Raw genomic sequence first — 18,504 nt, 5'->3', positions numbered from 1 at the left:
TTAATTATAATTGATCTGTTAGGTAAAAAAGCCTTTGGAGTGTTCCAAAGGCTTAGTTTTAATTATTTTACACCGTGCATTAAGCGTTTCATGATTGGAGTTAAGGCCATGATAATCAAGCCCAATCCAATAGGGATAAAGGTGAAAATCAGGAAGAAGGTAGTCATGGAGTATTTTGAAGTGATCTCATCGATCATACCACCCATGGTACCCGCAATTTTATTCCCGATCGCAATCGCTAAATACCAGATACCAAACATGATGGCAATCATTCTACCAGGAACCAGTTTACTTACATAAGATAAACCTACCGGAGAAATGAACAACTCACCCATGGTATGGAAGAAGTAAGCCAATACCAACCAGATCATACTCACTGAAGCTACAGCAGCTCCCTGAGGGATGGTACTTGCACCGTAAGCCAACGCAGCAAAACCAATTCCTAAAAGAATCATTCCGAAGCCGTTCTTGAAGGTTGCAGATGGATTGTATTTACTTTCCCAAAGTTTAGACACAATCGGCGCACAACTGATAATGAATAGCGAGTTTAAGATACCAAACCAAGTGGCCGGAACTTCCGATTTCACTTCAGCGTATTGGTTTTTAAGCATATAGATAACAATCACCCAAATGATCACAAAACCTGAAGCTAAAATGATGTTACCAATAGAGTATTTACCGAAAGTTTTAGAGAATAACTTTAACAATACATAAGAGATGATCACTAAAGGAATAACGGTAATTAAGGTGTTTACAATGTTGAAAATAACCTTAGAATTCCCTGATAGAAGTCTTTCGGTATAGTCTTTTGCAAAAATTGTCATGGAACCACCTGCCTGCTCAAATGATGCCCAGAAGAAAATGGTAATGAAGGCCAGGATAATTACGGCAATCATTTTATCACGTAATACCGGGGTATATTGACTGATCCTTTTCACTAAAATGAATAAGAAAAGTACCAATGCAGTGATGATCATGAAATTACTACCATCCAGGCTTCCAACTTTAAAGTTGAACAAATTCATGCTCGTGATTTTGGAAACCGGATCGTTAATAATCCAGGATAAACCGATCACAGAGATCAAACCAATTAGTAATAAGTCGAATTTAGAGAATGGATTTCTGGTCGTTTCTTCCAGGTTGTCAGAAACTTCTTCCACTTCGTTTTTAACTGGTTTTAAGCCGATGTTTCCGAAAATACCTTGTGTGAAGTAGAATTGAAGCATACCGATAAACATAAAGATACCGGCTAAACCGAATCCATAAGCCCATCCCCAGTCTTTGCTCTCTCCAATATAACCGCACAATAGCATTCCTAAAAATGCACCTGAATTTACACCCATATAGAAAATGGTATACGCACCATCTTTTTTCTCCGGGTGTTTTTTATACATCTGTGCGATGATCGAAGTCATGTTTGGTTTGAAGAAACCGTTTCCTACCACCAATAGACATAAGCCTAAGTACATGAAGGAATGGTCAAACTCGAAAGCCATGGATAAATGCCCCAAGGTCATTAATACAGCACCGACAATAACTGCCCAGCGGTATCCGATGATCCTATCAGCAATGTAACCACCTAAAATAGGGGTTAGGTACGCTAAACCTGTGTAAGAGCCATAAATTGCCAATGCGTGAGCTCTAGGCCATCCCCATCCCGGATTGTCACCGATAATAGAAGAGGTTAGAAAAAGCACAAGCAAGGCCCGCATCCCGTAGTAGGAGAATCTTTCCCACATCTCCGTAAAGAATAGAACAAACAGTCCAGCCGGATGTCCTAGTACTTTACTCTCAAAAAAGTTATTTGGAGAGTCCAAATTTTGTGCATTCATGTGTTGTTTTTTTGTGTAATAATTTATTGAAAGGTTCAGTTAGTTCTTATAAATAAATAAAGGAGAGGGCGCTGTTTTGGTAGGTTTTTTGTTTGATATTAAAATAAACCATCGCGCAAGATAGGCACCCGGAGTCAAACTCACAAATTTTTAAAGTAGTTTAAAGCGGTATAACCATCCTTTAAAGCTTCTTGATTGCCTGAATTTTTTTGTCTTTAGGGTCGATGTAGAGCTCGTCCATTTCATTAGGATCATTCTTTAGTTCCACATTCTCAACGAGTTTAAGTTTGCCGCCAGTCACTTTATACGCATCAAAACTTAGGTCGGAAGCGTAATATTCAAAATTTCCTGTCATTTCTTCGTTAAATGGAGCAAGATGATCAAAAACGATCATGTTTACACTTTTGTCCATGGTAAGCGTCATCGAATTGAGCTTATTGTATTCGAAGATGATGCGGTTTAGACCTGGGTTTTTCGGTTGCACGAAGATGGCCTTTCCAAAGCTCGGTTCGCCATTCTCAAATGACAACACCTCGATCACTTTCTTAGACTTTTTACGATTGTTTCCTTTCCATCCAAGTAAAGCATAGCAAGGCGCTTTTCCATTGGTGTTTACCGGAATCATTTGATAGTAGTAAGCACCATACCAGTTTTTATTGCTGGTGACTGCATTGGGGTCCATCAGTTGTTCTGTCCCATCTATTAAAGGAAACAATTTTAACTTCCCATCTTTACTGGCCATTTGTATCGCGCCGAAATAACGATAACCGCCATCATCTACCGGTAGATACCAGGTGAGGAGGCGAAAGGATTTGTCAGGTGCATTCAGGGTGGATACTCTTTTTAAGGAATCGAAATTCTGATTGAATGAGCCCGGTGTTTTTAAGGCCTCAACCAATGTTTTGATGAAATTTGCATTCGCCTCAAAACGAGCCTGATTATTTGCTGCATTTTCAGCCTGGTCGCTTATACGGATTAAAGAATCCTGGTACTTGGCCATTGATGGGGTATTCGTTAGCGGAAAACTATGCTGCGCATGAACCATTGTCATCGCGCAGCATAAAGCCATAACCAATACCATAGGTTTTGATAAAGCCTTAATCATTTAACCTAACTTTTCAATAACTATTGCGCTGGCACCACCACCGCCATTACAAATTCCTGCAACGCCGATCGTTCCGCTATTTTGGGCCAATACACTCAATAAAGTAACTACGATTCTAGCTCCTGAAGCACCTAGTGGATGTCCAATCGCAACTGCGCCACCATTTACATTTACTTTCTCTGCATCTAATGCTAATAACTTGTTGTTTGCTAAAGAAACGACAGAGAAAGCTTCGTTGATCTCAAAATAATCTACGTCGCTGATGTTTTTACCTGCTTTTTTTAAGGCCAATGGAATGGCTTTAGCCGGCGCAGTGGTAAACCATTCTGGTGCTTGTTGTGCATCTGCATAAGCAAGGATTTTTGCCAATGGCTTTAATCCAAGTGCTTTTGCTTTTTCAGCACTCATGAGTACTAAAGCAGCAGCACCATCATTTAAAGTAGAAGCATTAGCCGCGGTTACGGTTCCTTCTTTCTTAAATACGGGTTTTAAGCCTGGGATTTTATCAAATTTAACAGCGAATGGCTCCTCATCTTTCGAGATTAAGGTCACTTCGCCTTTGCGGTCTTTTACAGGTACAGGGACAATTTCTGAATCGAATTTGCCATCATTTTGCGCAGCCTGTGCTTTTTGATAAGAACTGATGGCAAAAGCATCTTGGTCCTCGCGACTAATTTCGCATTCTGCAGCGCATAATTCAGCGGCAGAACCCATGTGGTAATCATTATATACGTCCCATAGACCGTCTTTCACCAATCCGTCAGTGAGTTGACCATGGCCTAAACGGTATCCGTTTCTTGCTTTATCTAAATAGTAGGGTACATTACTCATGCTTTCCATACCACCTGCAACGATAATGTCTTGTTCGCCCAGGGCGATACTTTGTGCAGCAAGCATGATGGCTTTGGTTCCAGAAGCACATACTTTATTAATGGTGGTCGCAGGAAGGTCAGGTAAGCCGGCAAGTTTTGCGGCCTGGGTGGCTGGTGCCTGGCCAAGATTTGCAGACAATACATTGCCCATGTACACTTCCTGAACGTCAGCAAGGCTGATGCCCGCTTTTTCTACAGCAGCCTTTATGGCTATGCCTCCCAATTGTGGAGCTGAAAAACCTGATAGTGAACCACCAAAGCTTCCTATCGGGGTTCTAACTGCAGATACTATAACTACTTCTCTCATTGATGTCTTTTAATTTTGGTTAGAAGCAAAGTTAAGTAATTAGTAGTATCTGCTGGTTAAACTCCATCGTTTTTAACGAGGTTCATCTGTATCATTTTTGTTTATCCGTCGTTTTCTTTTCGATTTCACAGCTTCATTCAACAGGTATTCGATTTGCCCGTTTATGCTCCTGAATTCGTCCGCAGCCCAGTTCTCAATTTCTTTGAGCAGGGCAGGGTTAATCCTTAGTGCAAAAGCTTTTTTATCTTTCTCAGACATATTTTATGGGTATTAATTATATAGCGTGCCGGTATTGACAACAGGCTGTACATTCCTGTCGCCACAAAGTACAACCAATAGATTACTGACCATGGAAGCTTTGCGCTCTTCGTCCAACGCTACGATGTTTTTCTCAGAAAGTTGTTCTAAAGCCATTTCTACCATGCTTACAGCGCCTTTTACGATAAGTTTTCTGGCCGCAATTATTGCGGTCGCTTGTTGACGTTGTAGCATTGCACTGGCAATTTCCTGTGCATAGGCCAAATGGGAAATTCTGGCTTCAATCACTTCGATACCTGCCCTTGATAACCTTTCGCTAAGCTCTGCTTCTAAAAGAGTACTTACTTTTTCTGCGCCATCTTTTAAGGTGATCGTGGCTTCTTCGTCTTCAAAGTTATCATAAGGGAAAATGTTGGCCAGGTGTCTTACTGCCGCTTCACTTTGAATGTTTACGTATTGCTGGTAATCTTCTACGGCAAACATAGCTTTGGCGGTTTCCTGAATCTGCCATACCACCACAGCAGCAATTTCAATGGGATTGCCCAATTTGTCGTTTACTTTGATCTGGTGGCCGTTTAGATTTCTCGCTTTTAGAGATACTTTCTTTTTAACAGTTAATGGGTTTACCCAGAAGAAGCCATCTGACTTTACGGTGCCTACATACTTCCCGAAAAGCGTAAGTACTTTCGACTCGTTCGGATTGTTGATGATCAGTCCGGGTAAAACAAGGATGAAGTTTAGGCCAAGAGCAATGGAACCTATGGTAAACTGTTCAATGGCCAATGCATAGATTCCGCCGCCTAATAGCGCCAGGAATAATACAAATGTAAGATAGCCTGATGGGGGAGTAATGATTTTTTCCTGATACATAATGATATTGATTTGATATCATGAAGTAACGAATTATCGGCCATATTTCCAAGGTAATTATTTGTAAATCCTATCCTTCCGCAGGATTACCTTCCCCAAAAGCCGATATGAGGAAAAATTGTATTATTTTTGAATGAAATCAATTTATACCATTTTGGCAAAAATCAAAAAGAATTCCCACAGGGTGCTTTACCGCAAGTATTCATCAAATATCAAATATGTGATGATGGTGCTGTCTGTATTGATCATAACGGTGTTTTTACCTAAACAACCCAGGTTCAGATATGAATTTGAGAAGGGGGAGATCTGGAAAAATAAAGACCTGGTTTCTCCATTCAGCTTTGCAATCTTAAAAACGACACCACAAGTAGCAACGGATAAGAAAGATGCATTGAGTAATGTGCTGCCCATTTATAAGATGAATACGGAGCTGATTAACAATGTGGAAGAAGCTTATTCCAATGAATTTGATGTCAAATGGAAAACAAATGGCTTTCCTGAAGAGGAAAAGGCAGGCTATAAAGCAAGTTCTATTAAACTCCTGGAAGCGATTTATAACAGAGGCATCATTGCCATGAATGTTAAACATCAAAAAGGAAATAAATACTATGATTTTGCACTGATTAATAATAACATCAGCAAAAATTTGAGTACACAGGATGTTTTTACGGTGCCTTCTGCCCTGGAATATTTTGAGAAGAATTTTACTTCCGTCGATCTGAAAATTAAAGATATGATCGTTGGACTGGTAGAAGACCATTTGCAACCAAACATTCTTTTTGATGAGAAACTAACCAGTATCGTACAGGAAAATACAGTTAACAGTCTTTCTACTACCCGTGGGATGGTGCAGAAAGGAGAACTGATCATTGCGAAAGACAATGTGGTAGATGATGAAATTTATCAAAAGCTACTCTCTTTTAAAGAAGCCTATGAGGCACAGACCAAAACTATTGGCGACAGTAAACTTGTTTACCTCGGTCAAATACTCTTGGTTGGCTTCATTGTCAGCCTGCTGATGTTCTTTTTGAAGCTATTCAGAAAGGATATTTTTGCTGATAATCGTCAGCTGTCCTTATTGCTGTTGGTGATTACGACGATGTTGCTCTGTTTAACCTGGGCCATTAAATTGAACTTGCCGAGTATCTATTACATACCCTTCTGTATTGTTCCGATCATCATCCGGATTTTGTTTGATACCCGTTTAGCGCTTTACCTCCATTTACTGGTGATCCTGATTGCCGGTTTCTTTGTGCCAAATAGTTTTGAATTTGTCTTTTACCAGATTACTTCTGGGATGGTAGCCATCTACAGCATCAGAAACCTGATCAAAAGAGAACAACTGTTGTTGTCGGCTTTGTTTATCCTGTCGGCTTACTTTGTGTCCTATCTCGGCATAGGCTTGTTAAGAGAAGGCTCTTTTACTGAGATCGAGTGGCTCAACTTTGTTCCTTTCATTATTAGTGTGCTCTTATCACTATTGGCTTATCCACTGATTTATGCTTTTGAAAGAATGTTCGGCATCACTTCAGATGTGGCCTTGATCGAACTCACCAATACCAATAATAAATTATTGAGAGAGCTCGCGTTTAAAGCGCCTGGTACCTTCCAGCATTCTTTGCAAGTGGCCAACCTCGCGGAAGCCGCAATCTTTAAAATCGGTGGAAATTCATTGCTGGTAAGGGCCGGTGCCTTGTACCATGATATTGGGAAAATTGAGAATCCGCAATACTTTATAGAGAATCAAAATACGGCGCTCAGCCCGCATGATAAACTACCTTATGAGCAAAGTGCTCAGATCATCATTAAACATGTTCATAAGGGCATAGAAATTACCCGCAGACATCAGTTGCCGGAAAGTGTGATTGATTTTATCAGGACACACCATGGAAATACACGGGTAGATTATTTTTATCAGTCCTTTTTGAAGAACTCTCCAGAGAAATTTGTGGATGAAAATATCTTTAGATACCCTGGACCGATCCCTTTTTCTAAGGAAACTGGGGTGTTAATGCTCGCAGATTCAGTAGAAGCAGCCTCAAGAAGTCTGAAAAATCCAGACGCGCAAAGCATAAATGACCTGGTCGAAAGGATCATTAACTATAAATTAGAACAAAATCAATTAGATAATTGCGATATTACTTTAAAAGATTTAGAAACTATAAAGTTGATATTCAAGACTATGCTGATGAGCATCTATCATGTGCGTATAGATTACCTACAAAATGTTTAATTTTTTTTTGGAACTATCAATCATCTTCCTATATTTGCAATCCCGAAAAACAGCAACGGTTTTTATTTAAAGCGGGAAAGTTAATTGAAAAGGAGAGGTGCCTGAGTGGCCGAAAGGAACAGTTTGCTAAACTGTCGTACTGGCAACGGTACCGCGGGTTCGAATCCCGCCCTCTCCGCTGAATTAAAGAATACGAAAATTTAGTTTCACTAAAGTAATTCGTCTCTTTACAACCCTCCGAAAGAGGGAGAAAGATGATACCAGTTCGGGGTGTAGCGTAGCCCGGTATCGCGCCTGCTTTGGGAGCAGGAGGTCGTAGGTTCGAATCCTGCCACCCCGACACAAATTACTTGGAAGAGTAATTTTATAATGACCAGTAAAAAAGATTGATACCAGTTCGGGGTGTAGCGTAGCCCGGTATCGCGCCTGCTTTGGGAGCAGGAGGTCGTAGGTTCGAATCCTGCCACCCCGACATTATAGAAATCAAATTCTATCAAAAACCCTCTAAATATCACTATTTAGGGGGTTTTTTCGTTTTAGTCATATCAAAGAAAAACAAAGAATATCAAGGTTTTTATGCCCTATTCTACACCCTGTTTTTTTCAGCTATAATTGTCCTTCGATAAAAAGTAAAAATCACTGTTTGAGTTTTTTATTTTACCGCCTTTTTTGCTACTAAATTTTGCCTCTGATTTTAACAAAAAATGTGAGGGGGCATAAAAGGGCATAAACGGGCTTAAAACAGTTTAAAGCATGAAAAGTACCCACACATTCAGTGTTTCTTTTTTCTTAAGAAAGGACAAAGCTAAAAATGGAAAAGCCCCACTATTCGCAAGAATTACAGTGGATGGTGCATTTACAGATATTTCAACTAAACAACGGGTGGATATCTCAACTTGGAATCAGGGCAAACAAACGCTTTCAGGTAATGGAGCAGAGGAATTAATGGTAAGAGAAAAGATGCGTCTTCTAATTAACGACTTCAACAACGCTTACAATGATCTTAGGCATGAAAATAAAGCCGTGAATGCTGAATTGATAAAAGCAAGAGTAGAAGGGAAAGATAAAGATCTCTGTTCTTTAAATTTTTTGATGAACTATCATAATGTCGAGCTTGCCAGTTTGCTAGAACTGGGTACATTAAAAAATTACTTTTCCACTGAACGCTATTTACAGGAGTTCTTGGTAAAGAAACGAAAAATGAAAGATATATATCTGGATAATATTGATAATAAGTTTATTACAGATTTTGGTATATATATGCTTAATCGTGTGCCAGATAAGGGACAGAAACCGTGTGGAAACAATACACTTATGAAACACATGGAACGCTTTAAGAAAGTATTTGGAGTTGCTTTGAAGAACGGATGGACAATGAACCAGCCATTCCTTCATTTTGAACGGAAAATAATACATAAAGATCGTGACTGCCTCGAAATAGAAGAATTAAATCGCATCAGAGAAGTTGATAGCTTAAAGAGTAGTGAGATGATCACTCGTGATCTTTTTGTCTTTTCTTGTTTAACTGGATTGGCTTACTGTGATTTGGTCAGTCTGGCTAAAAAGCATCTGGTTAAAGATAGTGAGGGGGAAGATTGGATTGAGATGATCCGACAGAAAAATAGAAACTTTACTCAACGTAAATTTCATGTGTTATTATTGCCTGAAGCGCTGGAGATTATTAAGAGATATAAAAACCACCAGTTTGTAAAAGAAAGTGGAACAACTTTCCCCTTTGTTTCTAATCAAGTGGTAAATCGCCACCTTAAAATTATTGCTAAGGCGGCAAATATTAATAAAGTAATTACATTTCACTGGGCAAGGCATACTTTTGCTACTACGGTAACACTTGAGAATGGGGTTCCAATGGAAAGCGTTTCGCACATGCTTGGTCATGCAAGCATTCGTACAACACAGATATATTCTAAAGTCAAAAAGAAAAAGGTGCTAAATGATATGTCAAATCTAAGGAAACGATTGAAACACGAACTATGGAAAAATGTTTAATTTTTGATAACATTTAATAGATAATCAGATTCCCGATAAAAGATCAACAGGAAAGAAGTATTTCTTTTCTATTATGGATCTCAAAATTATTTCATTTTGAAGTTTAGATTTTTTTCTATATTTGGTTAAAGCTTTAAACGGAAGCTTACCATTCGCCTTAGTGAAGCTGTATCAGCACCGTTATTCAAAATCCATTATCGAAACTCAATTCTCGTTTCGAAGAGCGGTAGGCGAATGACGTTTTTCTGGCGGGAGGAGGAGTAACGATGAAAATCAAAGCCACTGGCCATAGTGCCACATTTTTTAAGCGTAAAGCTAAAACTTTAAAAAAAGAGCTAGGTGTATCTCATACCGAAGCATTAAATCTGCTTGCAAAGGAGCAGGGCTGTGTTGATTGGGATAGTTTTGTTAAAAAAACTAAGCCTACCCAACGTCCAAAAGTTGCAATTCGCAGGCCTAAAACACCGGTGCCTGAAATATTAAATTATCACAATTTTATGACTGGGGCAATTATTGGGCAACACCCCAATACAAAGATGACTGTTCGTAATCATGCTCAGGTTGGCGATTTATTGCAGGTTTTGTTGGATGCAACCGAATATCACAAACGCGCGAAAAACCACTTACAAGAAATTCATAGTGTCTTGGATACTTGGCTAGGTTGTGAGTATAGTGAAGAACAATTGGCCAATGCAGAATTTAACGAGATCTATTACGGTAAAACTACGCTTTTACCTTGTGAAACTAAACCATCGCTAAGTCGTCAAGCAGAGTTAAAAAGGTTTCTTAGGAATGCAAAGGCAATAATAGATCAGTCTTATCATGATTGTAAACCGTTAGAAAAACTTCATCAACGATTCCAGCAGGCTGCAAAAGCATTAGAAAATTGGCCTGTCAAAGTACCGGGGGCAAATCGTCTCAAGGGTCGAGTACCGGTTGGAACATTTGTCCGTTTGGGTAGAACTAAAAAGATTGGGATCGTATTCAATCACGATATCCAACGACAGACTGTCGAAGGTTATTCCGATGGGGGGCGCTTTGTTTATGGGCGTCATGAAGTCAGCGTACTTCGAAAGCAATTAGATATTGCGGACTTTAAACCAATGAGGTTGTATCTTCCATACGGTAAATGGAAGTGTGCCGACGGTCGCGAGGTATTGTTTAACCGTGATTATTGTCCAATCTGGGATAGGTCGTCTGATGGTGTCGTTATGCCAATAGATCCAGATATTTATGTTCCTCATGACGATAGTGAGTTTTATTTTCATGATGGTACTGCCCCATATCACAATAACAATATCACAGTAAAAAATTGTTTGTCAGTACTGAACGACTGGGGGGTAGCGGAAATTAACTCTAGGGTATTAGAATTGGTTCCTATTGCACTGGCTAATAGAGATTTTGGTTTGCTAAATCCAAAGGTAATTTCTTAATTCTTTACTAGTAATTTGAAACACAAGTCCGAACCAAAGGTATCGGTCTTGTGTTTTTTTTTATCAACAATGGAAATCCTGAAAGCTTCTGGTCGTTTTAGTGTTTTCAGGAGTAGTATATTATTGTTTACCTTAGTTTGCATTTAACGATCTATGGATAACAAAATAATTCATGATAATAAGTTGGCCGATAAAACTTATATCAGCAAGGCCTTTCCTCAATACCGAATTGTACCAGATTATAAGGGTGGCAGTAAAGAGGTGTTTGAAGATAATCAACGAGTTATTTCTAAGGTAATTGACTCTGAAGTGCAATATACGTTTGCGCAAGTCAAAGATGAGATTGTCGTAAGGAAAACAGATAAAGGTCGTCAGGAAATTCGAGCAACTGTTTTTGAAGAAAGTCGCGGTGTGACGGTCGTGACATTCCAACGCTACACAACTCCTTCAGGGAAACCACATGAAACTTCTTTTTCATTTGTGGGTGAGGAAATAGGCATTTTATATGACTTTATTTATAATCTAAGCTACCTGCCAATTATTGGTGAATCTGCAAGTAGCATTAAGGATAAGGAGCTAGATCATGTGCTAAATTCCAAAGAAGGTATTTTGGCTTTTGTCCTTGAACATCAGGCAGTATTATTACAATTCCTTTCTAGCGAATTAACCAGTGAGGATATTGTCGCTTTAGGTTATAGGAAAAGACAATTGGAAATATTTTCGAGACTTCTGAATGAAGTGGATTATTTTGAAGATCTCAAAACGAAATATAAAGTAGGAAATGAAGGTTTATGGCAAAAATTCTTTGAAAAAAACAATTGGATTTTCGGTTATGGTTTAAATTATGTTTTTAATACTTCTTTAGATAATGAAAAATTGGAGCAAGTTGTCTCCGGCTCGGATTTCAACAGTTCAGGGAAACGTATTGACGCATTGCTAAAAACAAAGGGAGTGATTGAGAGTTTCTGTTTTGCAGAAATAAAGACACACAAAACCCAGCTCCTAAAAAATGTTAGAACCCCATATAGACCTGAAAGTTGGCAGGTCTCTGAAGAGCTGACCGGTGCGATATCACAAGTGCAGCGTACTATTCAAAAGTCTGTTGCGAAGATTGCAACTAAAACTGAAATAAAAGACGATCACGGAAATCCTACAGGCGAAAAAATCTTCTTATACTCGCCAAAGGCCTTTATAGTTATAGGAAGCTTAAATGAATTTGAAACCGAGCATGGGATTAACGAAGAAAAATATTCGTCTTTCGAAATGTTCAGGCAAGGATTGTCCCGGATTGAAATCATAACATTTGATGAACTATATCAACGGGCATTACACATCGTCAGGCATACAGAGGATGGAGTTGTTAAATAATATACGGATTGTTGGGATAAGATGTTTTAGCTATAATGAACCTATCGCCAAGAAAAATGAATCTAAACCATAAAGACGGAAAGTTGTGAAATTTTCTTTACTTTAGTTTCATTTAAATTAACAATGAATATGTGTAGTCGTGAAATAAACTATGAGTACAGTTAGTCATCAAGCCGTAGGGCCAGCTCTCGGTTACTACTATCAAGCCATTTATGCTTTTGTAACTCTATTTGATTCCAAAAATCCAGGTGCTTATGTAAGTATTGAGACGTTCGATGATGTGTTTTTGAGTGACGGTTCAAAAAAAGAATTACATCAATTGAAGCACTCTGTCAGTGAGGATACAATCATTTCAATAAAAAGCGATGATTTGTGGAGGACATTAAAAGTCTGGTGTGATTACCTAAGTACAAATAACGCCAGCGATGGGATTTTTACGCTTTCTACCGTTGCAACATTGGATTCCGGAAGTGAACTAAAAGTGTTGTTGAATAACAGTTCATCAAGAGCTAAGCTTGAAACAGAATTAATTGCAGAAGCAAAGCGTGTGATGGATAAAAGAAATGATGTATCCACTGAAAACGTAAGTAAGTTGTCAAGGGGAGAAAAGGAAGCTGATTTACCATTTGCAAAAAAGTATAAAGGCTGTCAGGCATTTCTCGCTCTCTCATCTCAACAGCGCAAAACGCTTTTGAAAAATATCAGGATGAAAACCGAATCGTTCACTGTTGCCAAGGCAACTGATGAAGTTTTAAAAAGGATTAGGCCGACTACAGATACTAAAATCCAACAGTCGCTGGCTGAACGGATTTTGGAGTGGTGGGATAGACAGGCAGTTCAGTCCTTAACTGGCGAGCGGCATCAATGTATGTACCAGTCAGAATTACAGGAGTTTATCAGCCGGAAAGGAGCAGAACTCTATAATGATGGTTTTACGGATGATTTGTCAGATTTGGAGATACCACCAATTGTTAGTCCGCATCCTGTTCAGAAAAAGCAATTGGAGCTCATCGAAGCGAGCAAGACACAAGTAAAGAGGTCATATCAAACTGAGATCCGAGCACGTATTCAACGGGAGAAATGGATAGGTGACAATCTTCCTGCTGCGAAGAAGCTCGAAAAATATGATGAGTCGCTCATTCAAGAGTGGTCCTATAAGTTTGGTGAGATAGTAGATAAGAAAAATAGTTGCTCGGAAGATCAGATTAAAGAAGAAGGCAGATTACTGTTGGACTGGACGCATAATGAGGCACACCAACAGGTTAGTAAAATATCCAAATCGTATGACAATCCAGATCTGATAAGGGGAAGTTACCAGATGCTATCTTCAGGAAAAAAAGTGGGCTGGCATTGCGATTTTCAAACGCTCTTAAATACCGATACAGATGAATAAAAGCGTTGACGTTTTTGCCGCGACTAATCCGGCGTTTCTATCCCTAGTGTTACTAAGTTTTATTGAAGGTTATAATAACGAGGCCGAAGGAGGGGTGCCATTTGCCTTGGCGGTACTTCCAATTCCGATAATCCTGTCAGGTGATCTGGATGCCACATTTGATGGAACGAACATAAGAACCGGATTCTATTCCTGGGTGAAGCAAAATCCTGCCATCGTTGTAAACCTCAATAGCAGAATTAATGAATCAATGGAATATATCCAGCCTGCTATATCTTATGGTATTGCTAGGAAAACTATAAAAATTGATGACAAAGGCCGATTGTGGGCGCTCCAACAAAATGCAGCTAATTTTTATACATCAGCAACATTGGGCAGATTTTTTAAGAACTCAAAAAGATTGGGAAATTGGATCGGCCAGATAAAATCAACTAAAACAGTATTTAACCATTTGGGTCTAGAAGTATGAGTAGATGGAATATCAGCCACTTGGCTTTTTATAGTAAGAATGATCTTTGTCGGACGATAGAGTTCAATGTGAACGATGTAACTATTATTACAGGTGCATCAAATACAGGCAAATCAGCGGTAATCAGTGCCATTGATTATTGCCTGGGATCTTCAACGTGTAATATCCCAGCATTTGTATCTGCTCGCGTAACCCATATCGCTACGAGATGGTCAGATGGCACAACAGCATTTATTGTTGCCAGAGAACTCTCCAGAACCGGCAAGGCATCAGGAAATATGTATTTTGAGTACGGTTCTGATGTGGAATTGCCAGATTCTGCGGGCGGGCTGAACGGTTCAGGCAATATTGAAGAGGTAAAAGGACTTATAGAGAACCTCTTTGGATTTAAAGAGGTGAACCAAACGGATAATGTATTTAACATCAATAAAATTTCTATTCGGCAGATTACCCCGTTCATGTATCTGGATAAAAATATCATAATCTCAGATACAACTTTGATGTATGGTCTTGACGATCCAAATGCATCTAAGCGAATTGTTGATTCATTACCTTACTTTTTGGGGGCAATTGATCTTGATGAACTTGAAGCCTTGAACAGATTGAGGGGACTAAAAAAGGGTGTGGAAAATGAAGAGAAGAAAAAAATCTTGTTTGAACAGCACCAGGTCGATCTTTTAGAAAAATGTAGATCACTTTTGGCAGAGGCTTCTCAAGTTGGTTTATATCAGATGACTGATGAAATCAATGGTGCATCAAAAGAGAAGCTTATAGATGATTTGAAGAATTTAACAAATTGGGAATACCGGGCAGTTAATTTTGAAAATGAGGATATGGTGAAGGCATTGCAGCAGACTAAGATGTCTGAGTTAAATCAGTTGAATGCACTTCGAAGGAAGAAAACTGCTGCATTACAGATAAATACAACCACGTCTGAGTATGATTCTGTAGTTGATAAGCAGATATCGAAGCTTGATCTTGGTAAGTTCTTCCAGCATACCGAAGAAAAGTGCCCAGTCTGTAGCTCAGATTTTACAGAACCGAATGAACTTTCAAAGCTCATTGAAAATTCTATCGTAGAGCTGAAACGTGAAAAAAATGTTGTTAAACAACACAGACCATCGATAAATGGATTTGTTAAAGAAATGGACACCCAGATTGAAACATTACAGACAAGTATCAATAAAACTGATGCTGATATCCGTAACCTTATCAAAGAGTCTGACGTTGCCCAAAAGCATTTGGTGCTAAACCAGAGAATTACACGTGTTATTGGTAGGATTTCTTATTTTCTGGATAACCATAGCACAGTAGAAGCGTTTGATCAGAAAAAACTCAATGAATATAATGAGGACATTGAACAAATAACTAAGAAATACGGTAAAAGCCAAAAGGAGGAGAGAATTGCTCTGGCTGAAAGAAAAATTTCAAAATATACCACGGCTAATCTTAAGGAACTCCCAAAGGGCATACCAATAGAAACCTGCGATGTAGACTTTTTCTCTAAACAGCCTAAGTTGGTGATAACTGATTCAGAGACTCAGATAAAAACCCAATTTGAAAATATTGGCTCCGATGAGAATTACCTAAGTCTTCATCTTTCGTTTGCCTTTGCATTTCAAAGATTTCTGGCTGAGAAGCAATCATCTGTACCCGGACTTCTCATACTGGATCAGATCAGCAGGCCGTATTATTCAAACAAAACGGAAAGTGAGGAGTCTGATTTAAATGAAATTGCAAACAGTGATGATGACAGCTCAGCATTGGAAAGACATTTTAATTTTATTTTCGCTCAGGTTGCAAGTCAAGATGGTCTCCAAGTTATTGTCTTAGAACATGCCTATTTAAGCTATCACGAGGAATATAAAAAGACGACTAAGTACCAGTGGCCAAAGATTGCCAATGACAAGTTGATACCGTCAGACTGGCCTGTCAATTAATGAAATATCGATTACCATATGGTTTTTTGAATTATTCTTGGGTACTACCTAACTAGTCACCAATTTAAGAATCATAGTTTTTCAAATTTTGCTGCCGTAACATAATAATAAATGATATGGCAGCATTCGATTTAATCACAAAAGACGATCTGGAAAAGTTTAAAATTGAACTTTTTGCAGAATTAAAAAGACCTAGCTATAAACTGAATAAAAAAGAAGAGCAGAAGGAGTGGCTTAAAAGCTATGAAGTTCGCGCTATCTTAAACATCTCAGCTGGAACATTAGCCACTCTTAGACGAAATGGAACATTACATTTTTCTAAAATTGGAGGGCTACTTTATTACAAGCATGATGAAATAGTCCAATTATTGGAAGGAGCATCATCATGAGGAATTCCTGTAAAAAAACTCCATTTAAGACTGGGGATTTCTTAGGAACATTTCAGCCTAGAGCTAAACGATCCAGAGCAGAACCTCGGACAAGGATTAAACGACTTCTTAGAGAAGCTCTATTATTTCAAGACAAAGAAATTCTGGAAGACATTCACAAGAATTTTCTCACCTGAAATTTTTCAGGTCATTTAAAATCAATTCCATTTATTAACCGATACCGAAGGTCACAGTCCCCTTCGGGTGATCTGCTTTGAAGTCCGCGTGGACTTAGCAAAGATGTATTTTCGTATACGAAAACTCTTTCCTGTCCTTACTGGACAAAGGCACACTCGAAACTCGTGTGCCTAAAGTCAAAATTAGGTGTATCTATTATGTCAAGAAAAAATACCAAGGAAATAAATAGTGTTTTAAGTCGGCCAATAATAGTTAGGTTGAACGAAGATCAATATTCAAAACTTGAAAAACTACGTATAAAAAGTAATAGTAGGAGTTTAGGTGTGATCATTAGGAAAATGCTTGACAACAAACCTGTCAAGCTACTCCATAAGGACATATCCATGAATGGCCCAATGGAAGAATTAGCCCTGATTCGCAAAGAGATTAAAAGCATCGGTGTGAACATCAATCAGCAGACTCACCGTTTTCATGTAAGCACAACCGAAACTGAAAGGTCATTTCACTCCATTAAAACCGCTGAAACTTATAAAACCATTGAACCAAAAATAGATCGGCTTATGGTGATACTATCAAAACTCGCGGAAAAATGGTTGCAAAAATAGAAATAGGCACAGGTATAAGAGGCATACTGCATTATAATGAAAACAAAGTTGCTGAGGGGGAAGCCAAACTAATACTAGCGAGTGGCTTTGTAGGCGAAATTGGGAATATGACGTTTCAAAACAAGGTAGATCGGTTTCATCATTTAACTGATTTAAGACCCAGCGTCCTAACAAATGCTTTACACATATCCCTAAATTTTGATACGTCTGAAAAAATCACTAATGCCAAGATGCAGGAAATTGCAATAGCTTATATGGAGCGCATCGGATTTGGGGATCAGCCCTTTTTGGTTTACAGACATAATGATGCTGGACATCAACACTTTCATATAGCTACAACAAGTATTCAAAGAGATGGAGAAGTAATCAAGACCCATAATATCGGGGTAGATTTATCAGAACCTGCTAGAAAATCGATTGAAAAAGATTTTAATCTAGTTATAGCGGAGAGCAAGCAGTATAAACAAGAGTCAGGTATTAAGCCTGCTGATTTAGAAAAAGCCAAATACGGAAGATCATCAACTAAACGCCAAATAAGTAACGTTTTGGCTGGAGTAGTGAATGATTATAAGTTCAGCTCACTTGCAGAGCTAAATGCAGTACTTAAGCAGTTTAATGTTGTTGGTGATCGAGGCAAAGAGGATACTGAAATGTTCAAAAACAAAGGACTGATTTACTCCCTGATTGGAAGCAATGGCGACAAAATAGGTATTCCTATTAAATCCAGCTCATTTTATAGTAAACCTACTTTTCGCCACCTGGAAACCAAATTTGAAAAGAACAAGGAAAGGCGCAAACCATATAAACAGAATTTAATCCAACGGATCAATAAGGTATTCACAAAGTATGAGCGCATTTCAAAGGTTACTTTATTAGCTGAACTTAAAAAAGAGGGAATAAACCTGGTCTTACGGCAAAATGATCAAGGTCGTATTTATGGTGCAACATTCGTAGATCATCAGAGTAAAGCTGTTTTCAATGGAAGCGACTTAGGGAAGCTTTATAGTGCTAATGCAATGATGGAGCGGATTAGCTCCGAAGATAGATTAAGATCGTTTCTGAAGCCTGTAATCCAACAAAAAACATATGTAAAGGCACCTACAGACAAACTAAAAAAGAATTATTTACAGAAACCAGCCTCAACTAATTTTCTCAAAGACTCTTCAGGCAAGTCTGAACCTGATTATGCTCCAAGTATTAAACGCAAGAAACGGAAGAAAAAAAGAGTATTAACCTTATAAAATAC

At 38.6% G+C, this 18,504-nt stretch carries 15 protein-coding genes and 3 tRNA genes; 13 read left to right on the top strand and 5 right to left on the bottom strand.

Annotated features, from left to right (window positions below):
• Positions 1–62 precede the first annotated feature (62 nt).
• The 5 genes from GM920_RS08665 to GM920_RS08645 form a co-directional block, all read right to left on the bottom strand.
• A complete protein-coding gene (locus GM920_RS08665) occupies positions 63–1,832 on the bottom strand; it encodes a peptide MFS transporter (protein WP_182955812.1) in 1,770 nt (589 codons plus the stop codon).
• A gap of 181 nt (positions 1,833–2,013) precedes the next feature.
• Positions 2,014–2,937 carry a hypothetical protein gene (locus GM920_RS08660; protein WP_182955809.1) on the bottom strand — a complete coding sequence of 308 codons (924 nt, stop codon included), beginning with the start codon at positions 2,935–2,937 and terminating at the stop codon, positions 2,014–2,016.
• The gene (locus GM920_RS08655) at positions 2,938–4,116 is read right to left on the bottom strand and encodes an acetyl-CoA C-acyltransferase (protein ID WP_182955806.1); all 1,179 of its coding nucleotides are present in this window, start codon (positions 4,114–4,116) and stop codon (positions 2,938–2,940) included.
• A 72-nt stretch (positions 4,117–4,188) separates the two neighbouring features.
• Complete coding sequence (locus GM920_RS08650; RefSeq protein ID WP_182955803.1) at positions 4,189–4,374, bottom strand: Arc family DNA binding domain-containing protein; 186 nt, start codon at positions 4,372–4,374, stop codon at positions 4,189–4,191.
• Positions 4,375–4,386: 12 nt separating this feature from the next.
• Positions 4,387–5,244: an SPFH domain-containing protein gene (locus GM920_RS08645; RefSeq protein ID WP_182955800.1), complete on the bottom strand. Its 858-nt coding sequence runs from the start codon at positions 5,242–5,244 to the stop codon at positions 4,387–4,389.
• Between the two features lie 133 nt (positions 5,245–5,377).
• Here GM920_RS08645 and GM920_RS08640 point away from each other — a divergent pair, with 133 nt between their 5' ends.
• From GM920_RS08640 to GM920_RS08580, 13 genes are all read left to right on the top strand, one after another.
• Complete coding sequence (locus GM920_RS08640; RefSeq protein WP_182955797.1) at positions 5,378–7,477, top strand: HD family phosphohydrolase; 2,100 nt, start codon at positions 5,378–5,380, stop codon at positions 7,475–7,477.
• Between the two features lie 91 nt (positions 7,478–7,568).
• Positions 7,569–7,655 (top strand) — tRNA-Ser (locus tag GM920_RS08635).
• Between the two features lie 88 nt (positions 7,656–7,743).
• Positions 7,744–7,817: transfer RNA gene (locus tag GM920_RS08630), tRNA-Pro, on the top strand.
• A gap of 58 nt (positions 7,818–7,875) precedes the next feature.
• Positions 7,876–7,949: transfer RNA gene (locus tag GM920_RS08625), tRNA-Pro, on the top strand.
• Positions 7,950–8,230: 281 nt separating this feature from the next.
• The gene (locus GM920_RS08620) at positions 8,231–9,484 is read left to right on the top strand and encodes a site-specific integrase (protein WP_182955795.1); all 1,254 of its coding nucleotides are present in this window, start codon (positions 8,231–8,233) and stop codon (positions 9,482–9,484) included.
• A 266-nt stretch (positions 9,485–9,750) separates the two neighbouring features.
• A complete protein-coding gene (locus GM920_RS08615; RefSeq protein ID WP_182955792.1) occupies positions 9,751–10,917 on the top strand; it encodes a DUF5623 domain-containing protein in 1,167 nt (388 codons plus the stop codon).
• 153 nt (positions 10,918–11,070) lie between these two features.
• A complete protein-coding gene (locus GM920_RS08610; RefSeq protein WP_182955789.1) occupies positions 11,071–12,285 on the top strand; it encodes a Shedu immune nuclease family protein in 1,215 nt (404 codons plus the stop codon).
• 151 nt (positions 12,286–12,436) lie between these two features.
• Complete coding sequence (locus GM920_RS08605) at positions 12,437–13,678, top strand: ABC-three component system protein (protein ID WP_182955786.1); 1,242 nt, start codon at positions 12,437–12,439, stop codon at positions 13,676–13,678.
• Positions 13,671–14,147 (top strand): three component ABC system middle component, encoded by a 477-nt coding sequence (locus GM920_RS08600; RefSeq protein ID WP_182955783.1) that lies wholly within the window; start codon positions 13,671–13,673, stop codon positions 14,145–14,147. Before GM920_RS08605 ends, GM920_RS08600 begins: the two co-directional genes overlap by 8 nt.
• The gene (locus GM920_RS08595) at positions 14,144–16,087 is read left to right on the top strand and encodes a DUF3732 domain-containing protein (protein ID WP_182955780.1); all 1,944 of its coding nucleotides are present in this window, start codon (positions 14,144–14,146) and stop codon (positions 16,085–16,087) included. The genes GM920_RS08600 and GM920_RS08595 overlap by 4 nt, the downstream gene beginning before the upstream one ends.
• 116 nt (positions 16,088–16,203) lie before the next feature.
• A complete protein-coding gene (locus GM920_RS08590) occupies positions 16,204–16,476 on the top strand; it encodes a helix-turn-helix domain-containing protein (RefSeq protein ID WP_182955777.1) in 273 nt (90 codons plus the stop codon).
• A gap of 374 nt (positions 16,477–16,850) precedes the next feature.
• A complete protein-coding gene (locus GM920_RS08585) occupies positions 16,851–17,258 on the top strand; it encodes a mobilization protein (RefSeq protein ID WP_182955776.1) in 408 nt (135 codons plus the stop codon).
• The gene (locus GM920_RS08580) at positions 17,243–18,499 is read left to right on the top strand and encodes a relaxase/mobilization nuclease domain-containing protein (protein WP_182955775.1); all 1,257 of its coding nucleotides are present in this window, start codon (positions 17,243–17,245) and stop codon (positions 18,497–18,499) included. The genes GM920_RS08585 and GM920_RS08580 overlap by 16 nt, the downstream gene beginning before the upstream one ends.
• Positions 18,500–18,504: the final 5 nt, after the last annotated feature.

Origin of the sequence: Pedobacter gandavensis (genome assembly GCF_014172405.1) — a bacterium.
Classification (GTDB): domain Bacteria; phylum Bacteroidota; class Bacteroidia; order Sphingobacteriales; family Sphingobacteriaceae; genus Pedobacter; species Pedobacter gandavensis.
The sequence above is the reverse complement of the archived record's forward strand: the minus strand, read 5'-3'. Positions and strand labels throughout refer to the sequence as shown.